At 45.4% G+C, this 22,611-nt stretch carries 23 protein-coding genes and 3 pseudogenes; 17 read left to right on the forward strand and 9 right to left on the reverse strand.

From position 1 onward, the window contains the following. A partial coding sequence (locus tag RH89_RS29375; RefSeq protein ID WP_004408267.1) for a TVP38/TMEM64 family protein occupies positions 1 to 425 on the forward strand: 425 nt, incomplete at its 5' end. Positions 426 to 470: 45 nt separating this feature from the next. On the opposite strand, the gene RH89_RS25435 is transcribed toward RH89_RS29375, so the two are convergent. Then, positions 471 to 1,160, reverse strand: a complete 690-nt coding sequence (locus RH89_RS25435; RefSeq protein WP_004408268.1) for a DNA-3-methyladenine glycosylase I — start codon at positions 1,158 to 1,160, stop codon at positions 471 to 473. A 117-nt stretch (positions 1,161 to 1,277) separates the two neighbouring features. Between RH89_RS25435 and RH89_RS25440 the strand changes: the two genes are divergently transcribed. Next, positions 1,278 to 1,919: a DUF6796 family protein gene (locus tag RH89_RS25440; RefSeq protein WP_004408269.1), complete on the forward strand. Its 642-nt coding sequence runs from the start codon at positions 1,278 to 1,280 to the stop codon at positions 1,917 to 1,919. A 54-nt stretch (positions 1,920 to 1,973) separates the two neighbouring features. On the opposite strand, the gene RH89_RS25445 is transcribed toward RH89_RS25440, so the two are convergent. Continuing rightward, complete coding sequence (locus RH89_RS25445; protein WP_004408271.1) at positions 1,974 to 3,872, reverse strand: PhoX family protein; 1,899 nt, start codon at positions 3,870 to 3,872, stop codon at positions 1,974 to 1,976. 322 nt (positions 3,873 to 4,194) lie between these two features. Here RH89_RS25445 and RH89_RS25450 point away from each other — a divergent pair, with 322 nt between their 5' ends. After that, positions 4,195 to 4,515: a heavy metal-binding domain-containing protein gene (locus RH89_RS25450; RefSeq protein WP_004408273.1), complete on the forward strand. Its 321-nt coding sequence runs from the start codon at positions 4,195 to 4,197 to the stop codon at positions 4,513 to 4,515. A gap of 109 nt (positions 4,516 to 4,624) precedes the next feature. Here RH89_RS25450 and RH89_RS25455 read toward each other — a convergent pair whose 3' ends face one another. The 4 genes from RH89_RS25455 to RH89_RS25470 all read right to left on the reverse strand — a co-directional run bounded on the left by RH89_RS25455 (position 4,625) and on the right by RH89_RS25470 (position 11,099). Then, positions 4,625 to 5,500 (reverse strand): 6-carboxytetrahydropterin synthase, encoded by an 876-nt coding sequence (locus RH89_RS25455; RefSeq protein WP_004408274.1) that lies wholly within the window; start codon positions 5,498 to 5,500, stop codon positions 4,625 to 4,627. 149 nt (positions 5,501 to 5,649) lie between these two features. Then, the gene (locus RH89_RS25460) at positions 5,650 to 8,457 is read right to left on the reverse strand and encodes an Hsp70 family protein (RefSeq protein ID WP_004408275.1); all 2,808 of its coding nucleotides are present in this window, start codon (positions 8,455 to 8,457) and stop codon (positions 5,650 to 5,652) included. 90 nt (positions 8,458 to 8,547) lie between these two features. Then, positions 8,548 to 10,467 (reverse strand): Hsp70 family protein, encoded by a 1,920-nt coding sequence (locus RH89_RS25465; protein WP_004408276.1) that lies wholly within the window; start codon positions 10,465 to 10,467, stop codon positions 8,548 to 8,550. Next, positions 10,467 to 11,099: a DUF2760 domain-containing protein gene (locus tag RH89_RS25470; protein WP_004408283.1), complete on the reverse strand. Its 633-nt coding sequence runs from the start codon at positions 11,097 to 11,099 to the stop codon at positions 10,467 to 10,469. The genes RH89_RS25465 and RH89_RS25470 overlap by 1 nt, the downstream gene beginning before the upstream one ends. 505 nt (positions 11,100 to 11,604) lie before the next feature. On the opposite strand from RH89_RS25470, the pseudogene RH89_RS30630 reads away from it, so the two are divergent. The 3 genes and pseudogenes from RH89_RS30630 to RH89_RS25480 form a co-directional block, all read left to right on the forward strand. Beyond that, positions 11,605 to 12,177 (forward strand): annotated as a pseudogene (locus RH89_RS30630) (CHASE domain-containing protein); the annotation flags it as partial. A 390-nt stretch (positions 12,178 to 12,567) separates the two neighbouring features. Next, a pseudogene (locus RH89_RS30635) lies at positions 12,568 to 12,983 on the forward strand (GGDEF domain-containing protein). 122 nt (positions 12,984 to 13,105) lie between these two features. Next, on the forward strand, positions 13,106 to 13,636 hold the full coding sequence (locus tag RH89_RS25480) for a 3'-5' exonuclease (RefSeq protein WP_004408289.1): 531 nt from the start codon (positions 13,106 to 13,108) through the stop codon (positions 13,634 to 13,636). A gap of 66 nt (positions 13,637 to 13,702) precedes the next feature. Here RH89_RS25480 and RH89_RS25485 read toward each other — a convergent pair whose 3' ends face one another. Beyond that, on the reverse strand, positions 13,703 to 14,596 hold the full coding sequence (locus tag RH89_RS25485; RefSeq protein WP_004408290.1) for a bile acid:sodium symporter family protein: 894 nt from the start codon (positions 14,594 to 14,596) through the stop codon (positions 13,703 to 13,705). Between the two features lie 255 nt (positions 14,597 to 14,851). Here RH89_RS25485 and RH89_RS30440 point away from each other — a divergent pair, with 255 nt between their 5' ends. The 5 genes from RH89_RS30440 to RH89_RS25500 all read left to right on the forward strand — a co-directional run bounded on the left by RH89_RS30440 (position 14,852) and on the right by RH89_RS25500 (position 17,758). Next, a complete protein-coding gene (locus RH89_RS30440) occupies positions 14,852 to 15,697 on the forward strand; it encodes a VWA domain-containing protein (protein ID WP_004408291.1) in 846 nt (281 codons plus the stop codon). A gap of 13 nt (positions 15,698 to 15,710) precedes the next feature. Beyond that, a complete protein-coding gene (locus tag RH89_RS30445; protein WP_004408292.1) occupies positions 15,711 to 15,929 on the forward strand; it encodes a vWA domain-containing protein in 219 nt (72 codons plus the stop codon). Further along, positions 15,904 to 16,551 carry a YfbK domain-containing protein gene (locus RH89_RS30450; protein ID WP_004408293.1) on the forward strand — a complete coding sequence of 216 codons (648 nt, stop codon included), beginning with the start codon at positions 15,904 to 15,906 and terminating at the stop codon, positions 16,549 to 16,551. The genes RH89_RS30445 and RH89_RS30450 overlap by 26 nt, the downstream gene beginning before the upstream one ends. A 92-nt stretch (positions 16,552 to 16,643) precedes the next feature. After that, positions 16,644 to 17,198, forward strand: a complete 555-nt coding sequence (locus tag RH89_RS25495) for a sigma-70 family RNA polymerase sigma factor (protein WP_004408294.1) — start codon at positions 16,644 to 16,646, stop codon at positions 17,196 to 17,198. Next, positions 17,195 to 17,758, forward strand: a complete 564-nt coding sequence (locus tag RH89_RS25500) for a hypothetical protein (protein ID WP_004408295.1) — start codon at positions 17,195 to 17,197, stop codon at positions 17,756 to 17,758. The genes RH89_RS25495 and RH89_RS25500 overlap by 4 nt, the downstream gene beginning before the upstream one ends. Positions 17,759 to 17,838: 80 nt before the next feature. Here the strand turns inward: RH89_RS25500 and RH89_RS28915 are convergent, their stop codons facing one another. Beyond that, entirely contained in the window at positions 17,839 to 18,615 is a 777-nt protein-coding gene (locus RH89_RS28915) for a helix-turn-helix domain-containing protein (protein WP_004408296.1), read from the reverse strand. Between the two features lie 125 nt (positions 18,616 to 18,740). Between RH89_RS28915 and RH89_RS25510 the strand changes: the two genes are divergently transcribed. The 6 genes from RH89_RS25510 to RH89_RS25535 are packed head-to-tail and all read left to right on the forward strand — an operon-like array spanning position 18,741 to position 21,959. Then, positions 18,741 to 19,655, forward strand: a complete 915-nt coding sequence (locus RH89_RS25510; RefSeq protein ID WP_004408297.1) for an alpha/beta fold hydrolase — start codon at positions 18,741 to 18,743, stop codon at positions 19,653 to 19,655. A 3-nt stretch (positions 19,656 to 19,658) separates the two neighbouring features. After that, positions 19,659 to 20,174 (forward strand): GNAT family N-acetyltransferase, encoded by a 516-nt coding sequence (locus RH89_RS25515; protein WP_004408298.1) that lies wholly within the window; start codon positions 19,659 to 19,661, stop codon positions 20,172 to 20,174. A gap of 59 nt (positions 20,175 to 20,233) precedes the next feature. Further along, complete coding sequence (locus RH89_RS25520) at positions 20,234 to 20,551, forward strand: hypothetical protein (protein ID WP_004408299.1); 318 nt, start codon at positions 20,234 to 20,236, stop codon at positions 20,549 to 20,551. A gap of 5 nt (positions 20,552 to 20,556) precedes the next feature. Then, complete coding sequence (locus RH89_RS25525; RefSeq protein WP_139063361.1) at positions 20,557 to 20,982, forward strand: hypothetical protein; 426 nt, start codon at positions 20,557 to 20,559, stop codon at positions 20,980 to 20,982. Beyond that, the gene (locus RH89_RS25530; protein WP_004408303.1) at positions 20,972 to 21,550 is read left to right on the forward strand and encodes a nucleotidyltransferase family protein; all 579 of its coding nucleotides are present in this window, start codon (positions 20,972 to 20,974) and stop codon (positions 21,548 to 21,550) included. Before RH89_RS25525 ends, RH89_RS25530 begins: the two co-directional genes overlap by 11 nt. Further along, the gene (locus RH89_RS25535) at positions 21,528 to 21,959 is read left to right on the forward strand and encodes a GNAT family N-acetyltransferase (RefSeq protein ID WP_004408304.1); all 432 of its coding nucleotides are present in this window, start codon (positions 21,528 to 21,530) and stop codon (positions 21,957 to 21,959) included. Before RH89_RS25530 ends, RH89_RS25535 begins: the two co-directional genes overlap by 23 nt. A 64-nt stretch (positions 21,960 to 22,023) precedes the next feature. On the opposite strand, the pseudogene RH89_RS25540 reads toward RH89_RS25535, so the two are convergent. Beyond that, positions 22,024 to 22,611 (reverse strand): annotated as a pseudogene (locus RH89_RS25540) (carbohydrate-binding protein); the annotation flags it as partial.

Below are 22,611 nucleotides of genomic sequence, written 5' to 3' on the forward strand. Positions count from 1 at the left end.
AATGGTATGGCGCTGTTGCTGCGATATTGGGCATGATGCTCGCGGGGACAATCGGCTTCTTACTTGGCAATCGCTTTGGCGACCGGTTACTCAATGTACTGGTCAAAGATTCGAAACAAATAGAGGAGGCAAAATCAGCATTTCAAAAACATGGATTTGTCATGATCTTACTTTCGCGTGCTGTACCGATTCTGCCAGAGGTAACTGCTTGTCTGGCGGGCATGACAGGAATGAAGTTCTCTCGCTTTATTGTCGCCTGGTCTATCAGCACAATTCCTTATTGTTTGATAGCAGTGTATTCAGGTTCCATCAGTTCTCTTGATGATCCAAAACCAGCCATCATTACCGCAGTGCTGATGACATCTGGTTTGTGGCTGGGTTGGTATATGTTCAGGCGCTTCAAATTGAAACGCTCAGTAATTTAATCTGAGCTTGGTTTGATTGGTGTCAGCCGGGTTAGTCAACTCGTTCTAACTAACGCGATTGTCACCGCAACTGTAGGCGATGATCTGGCTGATTTCAGACAGGCTTCGACCGCTTTCCTGTTGCCATTCTGCAAAAGCTTTATTTGTTGCTTTCAATGAAGACTTGGTGTTCTTCCCACCTGTGATGATGCCGTTACTTCGCAGGTGAGATTCCACATCTGAAGACAGAATAAAGGTGTCGACTCCGAGGCGACGCAGTGCATAAGGTCCGGTGTTGCCACCCAGTCTTTTGCCATGCTTCTTTAAGTATTCCCATAGCTCAGTGACTCGATCACTTTCCCAATTCGCTAACATGTTTGCAAACGAACCATGCTCGATGCTGGCTTCGTAGATCATCTGAGCGTTGGCAGGAATGGTCATCACTTTCGCTAAGTGGCGAATAATTCTGGGATCCTGAGCTTTTTCTTCCCAAACCTCATCTGAAAGCATTAATAGTGGTTCGATTCGAAACTGGAAAAAGATCTCCTCAAAATGCGGCCATTTTTTTCTAACCACTTCCCACGAAATCCCGCTCTGAAAGACCTTTTGAGTAAACTCAGCAAGAAACCGATCATTTGGGATTTTTGCTACTTCTTTTTTATCCAGTGGCCTGGAAATCAGACTTTCCAGATTACCTTCTCCTCCTTTGCGTTCAGCAGCGCGTTGGTAAATGCTTTGAAACTTCTCGCGAGGCATACATTAATCCTTATAAATCAAAGAGGTTTATACCAGTTAGCCGATTGTAAAACTTATTTACAGATGAGAATCATTATCATTAAATTGGCGAACTACTCTGCTATTAAAAGGGAAAAAATGAAAGGATCAACGTATCTTCTGCTAGGAATGGTGGGGGCTGTTCTCATGTATGTTGGTGATATGCTTCTGTATTTTACAGCCGAGCCCCTTGCAGATTCTCCTGTAGCGATTCTCCTCGTCATGACGGAAGTCAGTGATGTGCGGTTATTCTGGGGTGGCTTCGTCGGTCCGGTCGCTGCTTTCTTGTATCTATTTGGGTTTATTGGTGTCTTCCTTAAATTGGATGCAGGCAAAATGCGTAATGCTGTATTCGCGATTTTTGGGTTAGCTATTGTTATTGGTGGGGCTTACCACAGCCAGTTCACTCATATTGGGGTCGTTGGAAAGCTGAGCGAGGAAGCACTTCTTCGTAGTTGGGACATCAGTGTTATTTACCTGTTTGTTATATTTGGGATGTTTGCTTTAGCGTCCTTGTTGTTTAGCTATATGGTTCTGCGCAGGCAAACCTTACTTTCTCGGAAAGTCGTATTTTTCTCTCCACTTCCAATGATGCTTCTTGGCTCCGTTCTGATGGATGTTATGGTGCAGCCGTTCTCAATTATTATTGGGGGAGGCTGGTATAACATTATGATGTTTATCTTCTTTATTGCAGTATGGAAGGGAAACAAACAATACGTTGCTGAACAAGCCACGGCTTGAGGATATAAAAAACAAAGCCCTGCTATGCAGGGCTTTACTGCTAGGTGGGCGGGATTAAGCCCCAATCACACCGCCATCTTTTCGGGTAATAGCAATAACCGATGAGCGCGGAATACTGTCTCCGCCATCTGGGAAGTGAGAAGGAGCAAGATCTTCACCAGGGTGCTGAACGCCAACAAACATGGTTTTGTAGTCTGGCGTAAAGGTAAGCCCTGTTATCTCACAGGCAATCGGACCGGTTAGGAAACGGCGAATTTCCCCAGTCTCTGTGTCGCCACACAACATCTGGTTGTTGCCCATCCCTGCAAAGTCTCCTTTATTGGAGTATTTGCCATCGGTCTGAATCCAAAGCCTGCCTGCTAAGTCAAAGCCTATGCCATCTGGGCTGTTAAACATATTGTCCTTGTTGATGTTGTCTGATCCTGCCATCAATCCAGACTCATGCACTTCAGGGTTGCCCGCCAGAACATAAATGTCCCAGTCGAAGGTATTTGCGGTGTGATCCCCATTTGTCGGACGCCAGCGAACGATATGACCGTATGGGTTTTTGACGCGAGGGTTTGCTACGTTGACGGGCTGGTTTTCGCGAACACCACGGTATTTGTTGTTTGTTAATGTGCAGAAAACGGATTTCTGATCAGCGTGAACCGCGACCCACTCAGGGCGGTCCATGGTGGTGCCACCCACTTGAGTTGCCGCCATTCGAGCGAAGATCATCACAGATGCGGCATCGGGAAAGCCGTTCTCTGGTGTCAGACCATTTTTGCCCCAGGTCAACTCAAGCCATTGACCCTTTCCACCCAGTTCGCCTTCTTTACCGTCAAACTTGGCAACGTACAAAGTACCTTCTTCTAGCAGATCTCGGTTAGAGTCCGCACCCGGTTTGTATTTGTTTTTAGAGACAAATTTGTACAGGTGCTCGCCACGTTCATCGTCACCTAAGTAGACCACTACGTGACCATCGTCATTCACGGTCAATGCTGCGTTTTCATGCTTAAAGCGACCTAATGCGCTGCGTTTTTTCGGTGTGGAATTAGGGTTCATTGGATCGATTTCTACTACCCAGCCAAAGCGGTGCGGTTCATTCGGGTGCTTACCCAGATCGAAACGCTCGTCATGTTTAAACCAGTCGTATCCCCAGTCTTTGTCTTTCAAGCCATAACGCTTGTAGGTACTGCCCAGCTTGGTCTCTACACTTGATGCAAAGTAACCATTAAAGTTCTCTTCACAAGTCAGGTAGGTGCCCCATGGTGTTTGCCCGTTCGCACAGTTGTTAAATGTTCCGAGAATCTTCTTACCCGATTTATCGGCAGCGGTTTTTAGAAGATCATGTCCTGCGGCAGGACCGGTCATCTCCATTTCAGTAAAAGCGGTAATCCTACGGTTTAGTCGACCTTCAATATTGATCTGCCATTTACCGTCTTTTTTGACCAGTTCGACAATCGAAACTCCATGAGCCGCTTGCGCTTTGCGCGCGTCATCAGCAGAAATGTTTTTGCCCTGATGCTCATAAAGGTATTCGTTGTTAGTGTACTCGTTGTTTACAGCAAGCACGGCGCGTGTGTCTGATAGCGGGAAAAACGTCATGCCGTCGTTGTTATCGCCAAACTGCATTTCCTGAGCTTTTGAATCGGCTTTCTGGCTGAACGCTGGTGCATTCTTGAAGATAGGGTCTCCCCAGGAAACCAGTACATCCGCCTGATAGCCCTGAGGCACTTCGATGGTGTCTGCGGTTGAAATGGTAATCGCATTGAAGCCCATTTTGTCAGAGGGAGCAGATGCGGCTTTAGCTACTGCCTGGCTCAGTGGTGTAGCGGCAAAGAATCCCACCGTACCAGCGGCTCCTGTCGCCTTTAAAAATCGACGGCGTGAGAGGGCGGCTTCTATGAAATTATTGAATTCCGGTTCTTTATCCAGAGTGCGTTGATCGTGATGTTGGGTAAACTTGCTCACTTTGCTTTCCTTCTTAGTGTCTTCATCGCCAGTTCATCCTTATGTGTTTTAATTGCGGATGTTTCTGGAACTGAGGTTCAGTTTGAAAAGCTAGCGTGTCAGATTCTTTACATTTTTCTGATGCTATTGTGTAACCTGTTATTTTTGTGATGTTATAACAAGCGTGAGCTGTTGATTAAACTGTTGGGGTTTTGGTTTCTACTATCTTATTGAAATAAATAATGATAAATTCGTGAAAGAGTAGTTACCGTTTCTTTTCTATCTTTTAGAACAACATTTTTACTGTCTCGGATGAGGCAGATTCAGAGAAGGAGAGTAACCTATGATTTTTACTACGACAGAAACCATACCGGGTAAAGAGATTCAGGAAGTGGTCGGTGTTGTGACGGGGAACGTTGTTCAGTCTAAACACATTGGTCGAGATATTATGGCTGGCTTGAAAGGCATCGTTGGTGGAGAGCTGAAAGGTTACACTGAAATGCTATCGGAATCCCGAGATACGGCGATTGAACGATTAGTCCAGCAAGCTCGAGATCTCAACGCCGATGCGATAGTAGGCATTCGATTCACCACCAGTTCCATTATGGATGGGTCATCAGAAATTCTGGTATTTGGTACAGCAGTTAAGATCAAACCTGAATAACTAAATCTGAGCAAATTCATCAGAACTAATATCATTAAAAAGCCAGCGTCTAATGCGCTGGCTTTGTCGTTTCAAAAGGCTTTGAAGTGAAATACTAGGGTCACGGCTTCTAAAAAACTTTAGCGCCTTTCCCTACACCTTCATAAGCTACAACGCTTAGTGAGTCTTCTGAGTTAAGCGTCTTCTTCACTTCTTTCTGTATAAATTGAGCCAGCAACTCAACCGTGGTATCGGTATCGATGATTTCCGTCACTTCCTTCGAAATGATCAATTCATAGTCGCCCTGGCTGGTGGAGTACATAAACGCGTAGTGGGAATCATCACTTACTAGATCTTCTTGAGCAATGAAATCCAAAGATGCGATGCTTACCTTATCTTCTTGCGAGCCCAGATAAATGTCTTTCCAGCGTTCACAGAAGTCTTCCTCTCTCTTGGAGTCTCTTTCATCATTCACGTAGATTTCAAGAGTAGAGCGGTGCCCGTGTGCAATTCGCTGGCAGTTACCATCGTGCTTTTTCAATCCGTGAGTATAGTGATAGTAATGCTCTTTGATGTCTTCGTGACGTAAAGTGATATCGATATCGCTTACATTGTTCGGCAAATACTGCTTCAAAACCTGATAGATGTGAGCGGTCAGCGCGCGGTTATCGATTTCTGATGTTTCGATAAAGCAGTAAGCGCTGTTCGGGCAGTTCAGGTGAAGCGTTTGTTCACCACGTAAAAAGCCCAGTTTGGTGTAACCCGGTTGGGTCTCAGAATATTCAATGTTTGGGTTTGATGCAGGCACGATCAGTTTGTGATCGACATGTTCATCAATGAGTTCCTTGATGATTTTTTTCACTTTCCCGAAATCTAAAATCATGCTCATTTCATTTAGATCACCAGTCAGTGATACGTCGACAATCCAACTGTCTCCGACCATACCGCGTTTTTCACATAGGTAAGACGAATCAATGACGGTCAGATTCTTAACAAATAGGTTCAAGGATTACCTCACGAATTAGGGAGTGATTTTCAGTGTGCGTATAATACTGAAATTCGCCGCAAGGAACATCACTTCTTACGCGATATTCTTTGTAACAGGTTATTCTTTGTAAAAAGATGACTGCGGCGAATTTAGTACAACTATTCGGGCTATTTTGAAACCAAAGTCAAACCACTTGGCAAGGCGTCACCAAACACACGTTTCGATTCGCTTTGCGACAACTCTTTCACTTCTTCCACTAGAGACACCCACGATTCAGGCACTTTACTTTGCTTGAGTTTATCCAGTACCTGTTCACGGTAATCATCGGAAACATCAAATAAGCGGTCACCGGTTTTACGACACATCATGACGACTGCAAATGGGATCATTGGCTCTTTATGCCAGTCCAAATCCAGCAACTTAGGTAGCCATTGCTCGACCTGTTCGCGAGGCACGACATTGTGCTGACTACCGTACAAAGGTGTGCGTGAAGAGAGCCTTCCCAGTGCCCACCAGTGCGCCTGTTCGAACTGCGTATGATTGATGGCTTTGCTCAAATACCAAGTGGATAGCAGTACTTTGTCTTCTACATCGAGGTTTTCGAGAGAAGCAGAAAGGCGCACCATGGACTCGTAACCCATGTCTTGTGCGGCTTTCGCCGACTGAGGGTTTTTCATTGCGCCCGGATGCAGATATTTAGCAATGTCGGCTAGGATCGTTTCCTGTTGTTCTTGATTGAGTCCACCCGCGACGCGACGCCAGAAAACCCACCAGTCTGTCCAGCCTTGGTGGTTTTTAAACTGAATCCCTTGCTGATAGAGGCTCCAAATTTGCTCGACTCGCCATGAGTCGGTGGCATCACCAAAGCCTGGTCTTAAGGTAAAACCTGCTAACCGCAGCCAGTTTTTCTCATGTTGTTCCGAGCGTCTTCGGCGTTTCCGACCTTGTGAAAACGCATCGAAAAGCTGGCGAAGAGTAGGGAAGTCCCATTCCTCGCGCTTGCCTAATTTCTTTTCCAGATCTTTAGGCAGTGTTTTGATCTCTTTCGAGTCGGCACTTTTCTTGTTTGCGCTGTATATTCGAGTGATCAGTTCTTTACATTCATTCAGCCTAGGGTTGAGCTTGGCTTCTTCTTGTTCTTCCGCTTGCTGATTTCGAACTTCAAATTCCAGTTCCCAACGCTTACTTTCATCTTCCGTACTGACGCACTCCATTTTCAAAGTGCCGACTTCGGTAAGCTGACAGGCAAGCTGGACTTCAACTCGCTCTTTTTGGTTAGCATGCAGCTGTGCGCCATCGCCTTCGAGAGTCGAGATGTAAGGGGGCAATGGTTTGAATAAGTCTGGGTCGATGTCTGCCATAACACCGTTTTGAATGGCGGTGTTGTTGCCAAGTGAGTCTTGGGTGGATGTCAGCAAGTTGAAACGAACGGGCTCACCCAGTGTGAGTGAAAAACGTCGACCACTTAGGCGAATCTCGTGACCTTCTTCTGTGCCTTTTGCGAGCAAGCAGAGCGCCTTGCCCATTTTGTTTTTCTCTTGCAGATGCAAGAAGTAAGAACGTGCGGCACCGCCGCCAATTTTAAGTTGCGCCCCTCGGCGAGCTTTACCGAAAGCCACTGCTCCCAATGCGACTGACCAGTCAGGGTGAGGGTTATCCAATACGGTGACTGGCGAGCCTTTCCAGTTTTCTAAAAGCTGCGTGATGCGTTCCGTTACCAACTCACTATTGAAAACACCACCATTAAGCAATAGCCCAACAGGAATAGCAGGTTGATCTTTGTCTTCACTATTTAATGCCGCGTGAGATACTTGCTGATGTTGAGTTAGAAACTCCGCCACATGTTTGCTGACCGCAGGATCGGCGACGTAGGGAAGCCCAAATTCGACAACCGCACTTCGTCTTTTGTCAGGCGTTTGCGAAAAATCAGAAAGCGGGAAAAAGCCATCCAGGGCGATCTGATGAACTTCTTGTTTACTCAACTGAACACTTTTGGTACCGCCCAGTAGTTTAGAACCACTGCCCAGCATGGTAATTTTGACGTCTTCTGGCGCATTGGCTGAAAGCAGGTTCTCTTTGGCTTTTCGGGTTTGCTGAATCAGCTTTGTGAGGCTTGCGGCATTCAGTTTTTTCGTCTGATTAAAACGCTGTTCAGCTAAGTGTGCGAGTGCCAAATCGAGATTGTCACCGCCAAGCATAAGGTGTTCACCCACGCCAATTCGATCCAGTGAAAGCTCGTCGGATTCAAACTTCGCTTCAATCAAACTCAAATCGGTTGTACCGCCACCCACATCACACACCAAGATCAACGGGAGGTGTTTGAGTTCGTCAGAAGCTGTCTTTTGATGACGAGCGTACCAGTCATAGCAGACAGCTTGTGGCTCTTCCAATAGAACAATTTTTTGAAGACCCGCCAATTCGGCGGCTTCGAGTGTCAGCTTGCGCGCGGTTTCGTCGAACGAAGCAGGAACCGTGACCACCACATCCTGATCTTCCAGCTTGTTACCCGGATTTCGGTGATTCCAAGACTGGCGAATGTGATTCAGGTAGCTGGCACTCGCAATCAGTGGCGAGACTTTCTCAACATCGGATGCACCTGCCCATGGCAGTATTTCCGAGCGGCGATCAACCGCTTGGTGTGATAACCAACTCTTGGCACTTGATACCTGTCGACCTTCTACTTTTGCCCCAAGTTCACGAGCCCATTCACCCACTATGGTATTGGGTACGTCACCGTCTACAGGTTGAGGTTCCCATGGCAATGTGAGATCGGAAAGGGCTATTTGTCCTTCGGCTGGATGATAACGAAAAGAGGGGAGTAGCGGTTTGCGAACCACTTCGCCCGGACCAATAAGCTGGTCGATATCGAATAGGTTGACTGCGGATTGTTCTAGGTTGTCGGTGATTTCACAGAATGCGACGACGGTATTGGTCGTTCCTAAATCTATCCCGACGAGGAAACGAGGAGATGCCATATAACAAAACCTTCCGTTGATTGATTACTCAGGCGTCTGAGTGAATAACGGCATCCTTCTGGATGCCGTCTATCTAACATTATTATTCGTTTATTCTGATGAATTGCCGTCTTCACGGACATCGAATTCAACATGCCATTTTTGACCGTTGTCGGCAGCAATGGCTTCTAGGTAGAGCGTGCCTAGTTCCGTTACACGAGAAGCAAGGGTAACTGGCACCACTTCGCCTTCGCGTCGACCTTCTGAAACGGGCAATGTCACCTGAATTTCAGGCAGTTCTTCCAGCTCTTCTGGTGCCCAGTGATCAAGGTGTGTACCCGCTTCATCTTCACGGCGAACGGTAGAGCCAAAGAACTGGAAGTTCACGGGCTGACCGATGATCAAACCAAACTCCTGACTTGGAACCTGTACGCTTGAACCTTCTTCCATACCAAAAGGCGCGACACACAAAGCTTCCATTGGAGGCGCCATCCCCGGAATCGCTGGCATAGCACTTTCGATACCCACATAGTAGCTCGAAGCGATACCGCCGCGAATTCGAACGCCTTGCCCACGACGGACCGCGCCGTAGTAGGACGCACCACTCGCAACGGCTAGATCCAAATCGACGCCAGTCAAACGTTTTGCGTAATCCGCATCGGCTTCAATCAGCCATTCATTGATGGTCTCTTCCAGTCGCTCTGCCAGTAATTCTGATTTTAAAACGCCGCCGTTAAACAGGATAACAGTGGGTTTGATAAAGTCAGCTGACGGTGCCTGTTCGCCACCTGGCATGCCCGGCATATTCGCAAATGGGTTGAATTCCTGAGCGGGCTCAGAGTTACCTTCTTTAAGTGCATTTGCCTGCTTTGAAAGGAAAGCCGCAATATGACGAGTAATGCCAGCATCTTGTGCGTAAGGCAGACCCATTTGGGTTAGTGCGCCACGGGTTTTCTGAACTGGGTGATCAGTAATAGCCACTTTCGGGAAGAAGCCATCCACCAGAGTCTGCTGTACTTCTTCTTGAGTCAGTTCGGTTTTTAGCGTCGCACCGAGCAGCTTTGAACCACGGCTTGGCACTACAATCGGAACTGATTGCAGTTCAGAGTCGTTCAATAGGGCTTCTTTGGCATCACGACAGGCGTGTGTCATCGCCTGAACTTGCCAAGGTTGAAGATCTTTCCCTTCCTGAGCAAGTTTCATTTTTAAGCGGTAAGCCAACGCTAGATCCATGTTGTCACCGCCAAGTAAAATATGCTCGCCAACGGCAACACGGTTAAGTGTTAGGTTGCCATCTTCTTCAGTCACTTCGACTAAAGATAAGTCAGTAGTACCACCGCCCACATCGACAACCAGTACCACATCTCCAACGTTCACTTCATCACGCCACGCGTCGTTGCTGTTGTCGATCCAGTTGTATAGCGCCGCTTGAGGCTCTTCCAGCAAAGTCAGGTGAACAAAGCCAACGTTACGAGCCGCTTCTGCTGTTAAGTCACGAGCGGCAGGGTCAAACGAAGCAGGAACGGTAATCGTTACTTCTTGATCGGCAAGGAGATGATTTGGATTGGCATGATTCCAAGCGTCTTTCAAATGCTCCAGATAAAGTTCTGTCGCGCGAAGTGGAGACGCTTTTTCGACTTCTTCTGGGCTGCCTGCTGGCAAGAAAGCATCACGACGGTTTACACCACCGTGGCACAACCAGGATTTTGCGCTTCCGATTAATCGAATTGGGGTTTTAGAACCGAGATTACGTGCAATAGCACCCACTAAGGCTTTTGGTTCAGATGACCAAGGCAACACTCGAGATGATGAGTTCATCTCATGTTCGTGTGGCTGGTACAAGAAAGAACCCAATTGGTTACGGTTTTCAACTGTACCCGGAGCGGTAAGCTGAGGAATAGGCATTACCTGAACGCGCGCGTCTTCATCTAGCGTGTTGACATAAGACAGCACACAGTGCGTGGTGCCTAAGTCGATGCCAACACTGAATGCAGGTTGTTCGTTGTTAACTGGCTGAGATTGGTGTTCCATTATAGCTCTACCTCTGCTGGAGCAATAATAGAAGCATCGTAGTTCTCTGCCAGTTTAGGCAAGTTCATGGAATCGGCTTTCCAGCCTTTGTGTACCAGTGTGCCATTGAATGGCGCATTACCAGTTACGTTGCCGGTCAGGCGAACTTCTTGAGGGTTGAAACCTTCTTCAACTGAGATGCGTGTTTCTTCGTCTTCGCTACGAACGTGAGAAAGCGTCACGTAATCGTTAAGCACTTTTTGGCCGCCAGTATGAATTACACGAGCGGCAGCGCCCACTTCTTCATCAGAGAACGATGTCAGGTCTTCTTTCAGGAAGTCTATCAAGCGCGCTTCTTGCTGCATGATAGAAAGTAACTGCATAGCAGAGTCTGTAGAAGCAGTGGCAAGTTTAGATTCAACCTCGACGACTTTCTCAATGACTTTTTCGACTTCGACGACTTTCTCGACTTCGACGATTTTCTCAACCGGCTTTTCTACTTCAACGATCTTCTCGACAGGTTTTTCAACCACCTTCTCAATAACTTTAGACTTACGACCAACGGCAATAAGGAGAAGAAGAACACTGGATGCTGCTAAGCCTGTGTGCAGCATGTCGAAAGTTTGGGGAACTAAATTGATGTCAAAGTTCATAATGAAATTCTCTATATAAACGATAGGCATTCCAGCAATAGATACAGTGTGAAACTTTTGTCACCGAAATGCAGAGATATAGCGGAAAAATTGGGTCGAACTGTAACATATTCAAGGGTGCGGGCAGGAAGAAATATGGCATAAATGCCCGAAAAAAAACGCAGTAGCTGAATTTTTGCGCTATGTAATAACTTGTTACATCTCAAAATGGGCTGGCAGGGCGCTAATCTATTTTCGATACTTCATTCTGTATATGTGTGTGATAGGATAATTGTTGCTTAGCGAACGATCAGTAGCGCAGGGTTGAGCAATGTAGAAACAGGCTTGCGAGGCGTTTATGCCATTGAGTACACTGAGACAACAAAAACCGAAAAAGAGTGCTTTGCCCTGGCTGACGTTGGGGGTCATTCTCTTTGTGACTTTATTCTTCGTTTACCTTGCTGCCATAAGCCAACAAAATCATACCTTCCGAATTTTTGACAATTTAGCCGAGCGCCAAAGCCAGATGCTTAAGGTTTTGGTCGAAAAAGACATCGACTTCATTGGTGCTGCCGCGAACTTCTTTCACTCTGTTGAACCTGAAAACTGGGGACAATTTCCCATATTTGCGGAGGAGGTGATCCAGGATTCTTCAAGCTTGATTGGTTTGCAGTGGATGCCGAAAGTTTCGAAAGAGAATCTTGAAGAACATATGGCTCAGGTCAGAAAGCAATATCCCGATTTCCAGCTCCACACGATCCCGAAAGATCAGCCCAAACAATATGGTTTTATTCTCCCTGAAGGTGAGGATGCCTACATTGTTTCCGACATTTATCCTCGAAGCCTTCGCAATACCAAATTGATAGGCTTTTACTCGTCCAGAGATCGTTTTCGCCTGATTCTGGAAGACATCACCAAGACGGGTGATTCCAATATCTCAGATAAGATTCGTCTCTTGCAGGATGGAGAAGACAGAGGGCTGGAAAAAACGGGAATGTTGGTTTATCACCCGGTTTTTTCTCATCAGGATGACAGCCTGTTAGGCGTTATGGTTGGCGTCGTACGTACCACCCGATATTTTGAAAATCTGATGTTAAGAACCGCAGCCGAGCAGGAATTGGTTATTCAGGTAAAAGACATTGGGTTTGATGCAGAAGACGATCCGATTCTGTTCTCAAGTACCGATTGGTCTGAGACCGAAGGGTTAAAAATTCGCAAAACCATTAGCCTGCAAAATCGTGAGTGGATTTTGAAGTTTCGTTTGTTGGCGCCAATGACCGCTAATGATAAATGGACGTTAGCGAGCATTGCCCTATGTGGTTTGGTGGTAGGGCTGCTGGCTGCTTTCGTGGTGAATATGATTTCAAAAGAGAAATATCGTCTGGCGCAAAAAGTGGATGAGCAAACCCGTGAGCTACGTTATCTGGTTGAACACGATACGCTCACAGGAATCTACAATCGCCGCGCTTTCAATTCTCTGTTCGCAACTATGCTGGAAAAAGAAGAACCTTTCAGCTTAGTGGGTTTTGATATTGATAAATTTAAAGTCATCAATGATCGCTATGGGCATGCTGCTGGTGACAAAGCCCTTCAACACGTTGCCAGTATTATCAGTGAAGAACTGAATGAAGGTGATTTTTTGCCCGAGTAGGAGGTGATGAGTTTTGTATTCTTACCTACGATACCAACTCCAGTATTCTTTCCGCTTACTTAAACCGGCTGATTCGCAAAGTGGCGTCGTCTCCGGTCGAGTGTTCACCTCATCAGATTGATATTACGTTGAGTGTTGGAGCAAAACCTAGAACCGACGAAAATGGTGAAGAACTGATGAAAGCCGTCGACGGCTTGATGTACGACAGTAAACAAGCAGGGCGCAATTGCGTTTCTGTTTCTGAAGTCGCATGATCTGATGTTACTTGATGGAACTATAAGCATAAGGCTCTCATCCTTGGCTCTGAACCTAGCATTTTAAAGCGACTTAAGTATAAAATGCCGCCCCTGACGTTTTGCAACCCTTAAGGCTAAGAATGAACCACAACCGCGTTGTCTGCTTTGATTTAGAAATGTGCTGCTGGAACACTGATGGTGTTGGCACAACAGGCGAGATCATTGAAGTGGGGCTGGCGGAAATAGACCTTCAGAAGGGTGAGGTGGTCAAACGCGCGCAATACTACGTTAAGCCAGAACAAGATGAGATCTCGCTTTTCTGTAGTGAGTTGACGGGAATCACTCCGCGCAAAATCGAAAAGCAGGGTCGCCCGCTTGCGGATGTCATTCAGTCGATGGTGAAAAACTTTGGCGGAGCCAACAAAATTTACGCATCCTGGGGGCGTGACGATCTTATTCTGAAAGCAGAATGTGAATCTAAAGAGATTGATTTACCTTTTAAAGAATTCATCAATCTTGCAACCTTATATCGGGTTCAGAATCGTCTGAAAGACAAACGTATCGGTCATAAAGCAGCGCAGGAAGAGAAAGGCATAGAGTGGGAAGGAAGGCAGCATTCTGGCTTTGTCGATGCCTACAATTTAGCCAAGCTTGCGTTGGTTATGCTTTAAGAAAAAGAAATGCAAAGAGGCGCTTGATGCGCCTCTTTTTGATCTTAAGGGTACTTGAGTATATAGCTAGGAAGTCGCCATAGAAGGTGTTCTCATACGCCCGTACAAGATCAACGTAATAGCAGGGATATTCATTAGTAATCCATACATAAGAGGAACGGTTGCCAGAGATGGCGATTGCAAAAGTGCCAACGCAATGAACATCCCCATTCCTGCATTCTGCACGCTGGTTTCAATCATTAGTGTAAGCTGGTTCGAATCTTCTAACTTAGCTTGATTGCTAACCCAGTAAGACACCATCATCGCTATCACACTCAAGCTCAAGCACATTGCTGCAACCAACCATCCAGAATCGAAGAGCTTGTTCCAATTGACCGCTGTGAGTGACAAGACCATCAACAGAAACAATATGGTTGAGGCTTTGCTTATTCGTTTTTCGTTTCTCTGCGCCCATTTTGGGAACTTGGCTCTTAGTGTCATTGCAATAACAACAGGTATTACGGTGACTACGATCAGCTGCATCAGCGTTTTAGCGACAGGTAAAGAGAGTGGCGTATCCTGACTGTCATTGAGAAGGGCTAATTGAAACGCGAGGGTGACAGGCAAAATAAACGGAGTCAGTAAACTGACGATTGCAGTCATGCTAATGGAAAGTGCGCCATTGCCTCCGGCTAGATGTGAGATGATGTTAGATGTCGCGCCGCCCGGGCAGGCAGCAAGAATGATCAATCCACTCGCGACAATGAGCGGAACCGAAACAAACATCCCGAATAGCCAGATTAATAGCCAAGCCAGCAATGGCAAGACCAAAAGCTGTAATCCAACTCCTAATCCAAATGCCTTAGGGTGCTTAATCACTCGCGTGAAGTCTTTGACTGTCAGGCTAATTCCCATAGCAAACATCATTAAAGCCAAACAAACTGGCAACGCGACCTGCGATACCCACTGCGCCAAATCCATAGTTTTTATACCTTTTTTAAAGGGTGAGTTTACTCGTTTAATTCATCTTACGAGTTTTTAATAGGATTTTTATTATGTGAAGAAGTTTTTGAGATCGATGCTGCGTCAAACGAATTGTTTTGATATTTGATTGTTTAATAACTCATTGTAATAAAAGAAAATTTAAAATAATTGAATATTTTTATCAATTTTTTCACCCCTTTTCCCAATTCATCCGTTTATAGGAGAAACAAGCAAAAACAGCAGGGCAAAAAAATGAAACTAACAAAGAGCTATTTATCCGTCGCTATCGCATTAGGGTTAGTTACAGCGTGCACAGAAAGTGTCGATAACCCTCGTGTCGAAGAGGTCTCAAATGATGTACAGACACAAGATGTCATTCAGTCACCAAAACCAGAGATAGCAGTAGAAGACATGAGTTTGGTTGTTCTGGAGTCTATGCAAGGAAGCGAGATTGCTTTTGCTGCCCCCAGCAATCGCATGGCAAAAACGATGATCGCTCGACCAATGCCAATGCTAGAACCTTTCCCTAATGCAGAGAATCGCGACAACTACCTTGATTCCCCAAGTAACGGCGTTGTACAGGTAGCGACATCGCCTCTTTCTACCTTCTCAATAGATGTGGACACAGGAAGCTATGCAAATGTACGTAGCTACCTGAATATGGGGCAGAAGCCGCCTTCAGATGCCATTCGAGAAGAAGCATTCATTAACTACTTTGACTATCAATACAATACGCCGGATAAGCAAAGTCAGCCTTTTTCAGTTCAGTCTGAAGTCGCACCTTCACCATGGAATGTCGAAAGAAAGCTGCTAAGAATCGCCATGAAAGGGTATGACATACCTAAATCGGAGCGAAAATCTTCCAATCTTGTGTTTCTGATAGACGTTTCTGGCTCAATGGGAGAGCCAAACAAGTTGCCGCTTTTAGTGCAAAGCCTTTCCATGATGACGAAAGAACTGGGCGAGAACGACAAAGTCAGCCTGGTTACTTATGCTGGTCAATCCGCAGTAGTACTAGAACCAACGTCGGGAGACAACAAACAAGAAATTTTGAATGCGCTAAAAACTGCTACAAGCTGGTGGTGGCACCTATGGTGAAAGCGGAATCAAAATGGCTTATCAGCAAGCTCAGAAAGGCTTTATTAAAGGTGGTATCAATCGAGTCATTTTAGCGACGGATGGTGATTTCAATGTGGGTGAAACTAACATGGACACGCTCAAAGACTTGATTACCAAAGAAAAGAAAAAACGGCGTTTCTCTCACAACTTTGGGTTTTGGTCGTGGCAACTACAACGATGCTCTTATGGAGCAACTTGCCAACGTGGGTGACGGAAACCATGCGTACATTGATACGTTACATGAAGCGAAAAAAGTTCTGTTACGCCAGATGAGTGGAACGCTTCAGAGCATTGCTCATGACGTTAAAATTCAGGTGGAGTTTAATCCTGCTAACGTCAAAGAATATCGTCTTATCGGGTATCAGAATCGCTTGCTTAAAGATGAAGACTTTAATAACGATGCCGTCGATGCTGGCGAAATTGGAGCGGGGCATACTGTTACTGCCTTATACGAGCTAACGCTGACCGGTTCTAAAGGACAGATTGATGATTTGCGTTATCAGTCGAATAAGAGCAAACCAAGTAGTGACTCTCTAAAAGATGAACTGGTTCAGGTGAAAGTTCGCTACAAATTACCCAGCAAAAGCGAAAGTATTCTGGTGAAAGATACGGTGCTGATGAAGGATGTCAAAGCGGAGTTTTCTCAGGCGAGTTCGGATTTTCAGTTTGCTTCTGCCGTAGCTGCGTTTGCTCAGAAGTTGAAAGACAACAACTACTTATCCAGCTACGGCTACGAAGACATTGTGAAGGTTGCGAGTGCCAACAAAGGTGCCGACCCATTTAACTACCGAGGTGAGTTTGTCCGCCTTGTTGAAATTGCCGAGGCGCTTTAACTTTTGTTCAATCCAGTATCTTAAGGTTACTTGGGTGTAAAACTGGGCTAAGATTCTGTATTAATTCGAATCTTGTTAGTGGCAAATTCTGAATGGATCAACTTACAGACGAGCAACTGATGCTCAGATTCAGCAAAGGCGAACATCCCGCCTTTGCTGAACTTTATCAACGGCACAAAGGGTCGTTGTATCGCTATTTCGTTCGACAATTGGGTGCGCAGCATAAAGCAAGGGCTGAAGAGCTGTTTCAGGATGTCTGGTTCCGTGTGATTGACACCCGGGATAGCTATGAAGTGACAGCCAAATTTACTACCTGGCTCTATCGAATTGCTCACAATATGGTTATTGATGAACACAGAAAGAAGCTTTCTGAAGATGCCTATCTTAATCAAGTCGAGCAGGATGACACCATTCATCTGGATGAAAATACTCTGACTCAACGAAAACAGTCCGCTTTGAAGCACTGCATGGAACAGTTGGCGCCCCTACAGCGCGAAGCTTTCCTACTCAAAAATGAAGCGGGCTTTTCGGCAAGTCAGATCTGTGAAATTGTGGACGCCAAAACTGAAGCGGTAAAAACGCGTCTACGTTATGCCATGAATCAGCTGAGAGACTGTCTGACTCGCAAACTGGGGAGCAATCTATGACATCACCAATTAAAGATGAAGAAATAGAAGCGCTCTACAAACAAAGTGCGAACGAGCAGCCTTCTCCCGAAATCGACGATGCTATCTTAAATTACGCCAATAAATCATCGAATCGTGATCAGGTGGTGAAATCTACGTGGAACTGGAAGCCCGTATTGGCGGTAGTGGCAAGTGTTGTGTTTGTGACTTTGTTAGCCCCGTGGAAATGGGTGGATGATACCGTCCACGAATCATTGGAAGTCGAGTCCATGATGGATGATTCTCTTATGATAGAAGAGAGATATGACCTTACACCGGAAGCCGCTCCTGCAGCAGATGTTCCCGAACAACCGCAATCTTTTCTGAAGTCATTGCCTAAGAAGCCAGAATCTTCGCAGCGTATGATGGCGGAAGCTTTGGAATCGCACACTGAAACGTCTCCGTTCTTGAAAATTGAAATGCTGCTTACAGATGGTGAGACAGATGAAGCGCGAGAAGCATTATTGCTGTTATTGGAGGAACAACCAGAACTGAAAGACCAACTGCCAGAGCATTTGAAAGCTCTGCTAGAGTCCGATTGATGAACAGTCTATTTATGATATTAAGCCAGCATGATTGCTGGCTTTTCTTTTATACCAACTACTTATTACGATTGGCATTATTAGCCTGTATACAGTTCGATTTTATTTTCTGAATGCAGAAGCTGGGAGGGAGAGAGACCAAGCAGCTTTTTACAGCTTGAACTGAAATGGGATGAGTCACTAAACCCGGCTTCAATAGCCGCTTCTGTCATTGATTTTCCTGCAACGTAAAACTCTATCACTTTCCGTAAACGCCGCCAGATCCGATATCGTCTTATTGGCATGCCAGTGTGCTCTCTGAAAATGTGCCCCAATCTTCCGGGAGAAAGGTGTACAAGCTCCGCGAGCTGATCCAGTTCTTGATTGTCTTCAAGGTTGTTATCAATTTCTCTAACTACCCGGATTAACCGAGGATCGACGACTTGGGGAGCATTCTGAACGGGTGTGACCGAAGCAAGAATCTGGCATAAAGGAGTTGTGTTTTCCCTTCGGTAATTGTCTTCAGATGTCAGTTGCTTGGTAAACTGAATCAATTCGGATTCGCTATCAAGATGGGCTGAAATTCTGTCTAGGGAGTATTGATTGTGAGCTTGAAACTGGTCATAAAAGTGACTTTCTACCTCAAAGCAAAAGATCAGCACAGGCTGAGATGAAAACTGAAAAGACGCCATATGGTTTTGCGGAACAAACACACTTTTGGTTTCCACTGGTTCACTTTGGTTTTGTTCACCGATCTTCATTGATACGCCTAAAGAAATGCATACCGCACCAGTGGTATGTTTGTGGAGAGGGATGTCACTGAGGAATCCAGTGAATACCGAGTAATGATCGCCTAAATAAAATCGATTCGCCTGCAAACTAGACTCCTTTACACCTGAAGATCGCACCATCTTACTGATTTTTAAGATAGCCAGTTCTTACAAGTATTCAAAGGGTTTCCTGATTAATGTGAAGACGTCGCACAATGGTCAGGAGAGCACATATGGAAGAAACCAAGTCATTGCATAAAGTTCAGGGAGAAGAAACAGCGACCTCCAGAGCTGCAAAGCAAGAGGAGTATTTTAAAGAGGCGGTATTAGAGTGTGGGACGATCAGATACAAAGATGTTGGTCAGGGAAAAGTGTTGCTGTTTTTGCATGGCGCTTTAGCAAATAGCAATAACTGGCGAAAGGTGCTGCCAGAGCTTTCCAAAACATATCGCTGTATCGCGCCGGATTTACCCTTAGGCGGGCATGCCATCTCATTGGACCAATCGGCGGATTTATCTCCTGACGGTATATGCCAGATATTGACCCAGTTTCTCGATGCGCTAAATCTCGATTCGGTCGTCCTCGTCGGAAATGATACCGGTGGTGCCTACGGTCAGATATTTACCGCAAAGTACCCTGAACGAGTCTCGGCAATGATCTTAAATAACTGTGATGCGTTTGACGTGTTTCCACCAGAACAGTTTTCGACATTACCTAAACTTGTTCACGTTCCGGGTTATTTATCTTTAATGGCTCAGTTGTTCCGAATTAAGCCCTTACTTACTTCTAATCTGGTGCTCGGGCTGCTGTCGAATAGTTTGATGAAAGAAGAGGTGTATCATCAGTATGTCTATAATTTTATTAACAATAAAATGATACGTAATGATTTTAAAAAGGTCGTAAATGGGTGGTCAACAGACTATACTCTGGCTGCCGCAAATGCGCTTAGAGGTTTTGACAGACCCGTATCTATAGTCTGGGCAACGGACGATGAAACATTGTTCCCTGAATCTCTGGGGCGAAGGCTATTATCTATCTTCTCCAACGCTAAATTTACTTCAGTGACAGGATCTCTGACGTATGTTCATCATGACCAATCGGAAGTCTACATCGACAAAGTGTCACAATTTTTGAACCAATTAGAGTGAGTTTTGAAAGGAATCAATGTAAAGGAAAATGCGAAGCCAAGTTTGTATGGAAGTAAAGTGACGCTTCGCTCGGTTATACACAAGGATACGCATGATCTGTTTGAGGTGTATGGAAACCAACAAGTCATGAAATATGCCTCTGATCCTGTTTTTACTTCAATCGATATGATGGAGCAAATGTTAAACAGTGTCACCAAGCTAGAAGACGCTAAAGAGTCTTATGAATGGGCTGTTGTAGATAACCAAACAGGAAAGGTCATAGGCACATGCGGGTTGCACAGTTTTAGCGATTGCCGTCAGCTGTGTGAGATTGGCTGCCTTCTCAATCTAAGGTTCTGGGGGCAGGGTTATATGTATCATGTTCTCACGCTGTTACTTGAATATGCCAAGTCGCAAGACATCAAAACGATAACTGCTGATATTGATCCCTGTAACGTCAGGTCTCAAGCACTATTTAAGCGCTTGGGTTTTGAAAATCAACAAGGTGTTTTCACGCTTACTGTTAGTAAGGATAAGTAGCTCAATGAATATCTCGCTGACAATCAAAAAAACGAAGACAAAAGGGAGTTAAGCAGCTAATGCCATTGTGGTTAACCATTATTATTGGAATCGTACAACTTTGTGTTGGTGGGATGGCAGCTTTTGGTTTCGTTTTTTGGATGAGTGCTGAGCGAGCCCTAAGTCTTAATAAACGTCATAATGACACCGTATTTAGGATGCTGTTTTCCTTTTGCTTTGCATTGATCGCGAGTCTGGCAGCGCAAGCATTTTTCTACTTACAGCAAGACTTGGCTGCATACGTTAGCGCAATAGCCTTACCTTGGTTGATCTTTGTGGGTATGGTTATCTATTTCAAAAAGCACGCGATGGATTCAAAAAGTCGACAGAATAGGTGAGTAACTTGAAAATGGATTTTTCTTCAGTCAGAAAACACATTCTTTGGCTAGATGGCGGTGCAGCATTAGTGGTGGGAACCGCCGTTGTTTTGCTTCAAGACTTTCTAGTCAAACTGTATCAAATGCCTTCTGATTTGGTCTTATTTCTTGGCATAGCAAATCTCACTTATGCCGCATATTCCCTTACTCTCGCCACCCGTGAACAAAAGCACCTAAACGCTATCCGCATCTTGGTGACTGGCAATGCGATATGGGTTTTTGCGTGTCTAATCATCATCTTTAACCAAATGCCTTCAGCCAGTATTATCGGGTTATTGTTTGTTGCGAGTGAGGCAGTTTTTGTTGCTGCCTTGGCGTATTTTGAGTGGCAGTGGAGGTATATTCTGACTGGGCACACCTCCGATTCTAGAGAGCTTATAGATGAAGCTTAAGTTGATTACTTTAATAAAATCCGTACCTGAGCTAGTAGAAACAGCGAAAGAGTGTTCGTCGCTAGGAATAACAAATTACTATATTGCTGGTGGCGCTATTACGCAGGTGATATGGAACCACTTAGAGGGACGATCTCTACTTGATCGGGTTAAAGATTTCGACATTGTCTATTTTGATTCTCAAGCCACTGACTCTGAAGAGTGGTATGAAGCCGAGTTAAACCAGCGATTGAACCATTCCATTAAAATAGATGTGAAAAACCAAGCCACGATTCACTCTTGGTACCCGAAAAAGTTTGGCTGTTCAATACCAGCATATGATCGAGTAGAGCAGGGGATCGATTCCTGGCTGTCAGCGTTTGCTATCGGTTTCCATTTGGATAAGCAAGGACAAATAGGTATCTATGCGCCTTATGGTCTGGAGGATGCTTTTGAAAGAAAAGTGAAGCCAAATAAAATCGCGATGACAGAAAGCAGCTACAACAAAATGACTAAAAGCTTTAAGGCTCGATGGCCTTCCATAAACGTTGAAGCGTGGGAAATCGATGCAGAAGTTAACAGTCATTAAGTGTGAGAAAGACTCACCATTTGTCGAGCCGTTAGAGGCGCTGTTTCAGCAATCCTGGGCGGATTTCACCTTTTTAAGATCAGACGCATTTTCCAGTGATTTGCCGCCAGTATTTGCGGCGCTGATTGGTGAGAAACTTGCAGGAGGGTTGTCATTTACTCGCCACCAAGCTCCCAACAGTGAGCATGATGCCATTTGGGTTAATGCGCTTAGTGTTTTACCTGAATATCGAGGACGTGGGATTGCAAGTCACCTCCTGCAATACGCGGTAGAAAGTACAACCGCATATCATCTGCCTTTCCTGTATGCCTACACCAACGTTCCTGAGCTATACCTTTCTCTCGGCTGGTTCAAAATGGACATAGAATGTGAGCCTGAATACAGCGTTATGTGTTCGCCTCTCAGCTAAACGAATACAGGTTATGTATGAAACAAAACTGGGGAAATGGCATCCCCAGTTTAGGTGTGGCTGATTAAAACTTCAGTTCGGTCCAAGGACCGCTAGCGCTGTCTACTGGCTCCTGACCACGAGTCCAGTGCCTTGCGTAGTAGTATTTATTAGCGAATTTTACGACCTCACCACCTTTGTATTCTTGAGTTTTCGACCATTCCGGTACTTTTGTCAGGTCAGGAGTACTTGGGTCATTGTCCCCGTCACCATTACAGGTCGAGTTAAAAATACCCAGTGGTTTATCCGTATTCACAAACCACTTAATCTCGACCTGATCTGAGTTGTATCCACGATTGACGTGCTCACCAACATTCCATCTAGCCATATGACGATAGCCAGACGTATCAACAGTCGCAAACCAGTGATAGGCATTTTGTTGGTGAAGAAGTTTATCCCCTTGGAAAGTCACACTGATGTTCGAAGTCAGTTCCGCAAATACTTTTCCACCTTTCGTATAGACGTATTCAGCTGTCGTCAGAGCTTTGGATGAACCGCTATCTTGAAGGACTCTGACTTCTTGCCCCGCTTCTACCGCATCGACAAGTTGGCAAAGCTGACCTTTTAGTGCGTTACCGTGTTTATCGTGATGATAAGCCAGAGTCCAGTTTGC

The organism is Vibrio nigripulchritudo ATCC 27043 (genome assembly GCF_000222685.1).
Taxonomy (GTDB): domain Bacteria; phylum Pseudomonadota; class Gammaproteobacteria; order Enterobacterales; family Vibrionaceae; genus Vibrio; species Vibrio nigripulchritudo.

Excerpts from the sequence above, each read along its gene's own strand:
- RH89_RS25465 (WP_004408276.1), bottom strand. The coding sequence starts at position 10,467 with ATGGAACACCAATCTCAGCCAGTTAACAACGAACAACCTGCATTCAGT.
- RH89_RS25480 (WP_004408289.1), top strand. The coding sequence starts at position 13,106 with ATGAACCACAACCGCGTTGTCTGCTTTGATTTAGAAATGTGCTGCTGG.
- RH89_RS30445 (WP_004408292.1), top strand. The coding sequence starts at position 15,711 with ATGGCTTATCAGCAAGCTCAGAAAGGCTTTATTAAAGGTGGTATCAAT.
- RH89_RS25520 (WP_004408299.1), top strand. The coding sequence starts at position 20,234 with ATGCCATTGTGGTTAACCATTATTATTGGAATCGTACAACTTTGTGTT.
- RH89_RS25495 (WP_004408294.1), top strand. The coding sequence starts at position 16,644 with ATGGATCAACTTACAGACGAGCAACTGATGCTCAGATTCAGCAAAGGC.
- RH89_RS25535 (WP_004408304.1), top strand. The coding sequence starts at position 21,528 with ATGCAGAAGTTAACAGTCATTAAGTGTGAGAAAGACTCACCATTTGTC.
- RH89_RS25440 (WP_004408269.1), top strand. The coding sequence starts at position 1,278 with ATGAAAGGATCAACGTATCTTCTGCTAGGAATGGTGGGGGCTGTTCTC.
- RH89_RS25485 (WP_004408290.1), bottom strand. The coding sequence starts at position 14,596 with ATGGATTTGGCGCAGTGGGTATCGCAGGTCGCGTTGCCAGTTTGTTTG.
- RH89_RS30440 (WP_004408291.1), top strand. The coding sequence starts at position 14,852 with ATGAAACTAACAAAGAGCTATTTATCCGTCGCTATCGCATTAGGGTTA.
- RH89_RS25500 (WP_004408295.1), top strand. The coding sequence starts at position 17,195 with ATGACATCACCAATTAAAGATGAAGAAATAGAAGCGCTCTACAAACAA.
- RH89_RS30450 (WP_004408293.1), top strand. The coding sequence starts at position 15,904 with ATGGAGCAACTTGCCAACGTGGGTGACGGAAACCATGCGTACATTGAT.
- RH89_RS25470 (WP_004408283.1), bottom strand. The coding sequence starts at position 11,099 with ATGAACTTTGACATCAATTTAGTTCCCCAAACTTTCGACATGCTGCAC.
- RH89_RS25450 (WP_004408273.1), top strand. The coding sequence starts at position 4,195 with ATGATTTTTACTACGACAGAAACCATACCGGGTAAAGAGATTCAGGAA.
- RH89_RS25510 (WP_004408297.1), top strand. The coding sequence starts at position 18,741 with ATGGAAGAAACCAAGTCATTGCATAAAGTTCAGGGAGAAGAAACAGCG.
- RH89_RS25530 (WP_004408303.1), top strand. The coding sequence starts at position 20,972 with ATGAAGCTTAAGTTGATTACTTTAATAAAATCCGTACCTGAGCTAGTA.
- RH89_RS25435 (WP_004408268.1), bottom strand. The coding sequence starts at position 1,160 with ATGCCTCGCGAGAAGTTTCAAAGCATTTACCAACGCGCTGCTGAACGC.
- RH89_RS25460 (WP_004408275.1), bottom strand. The coding sequence starts at position 8,457 with ATGGCATCTCCTCGTTTCCTCGTCGGGATAGATTTAGGAACGACCAAT.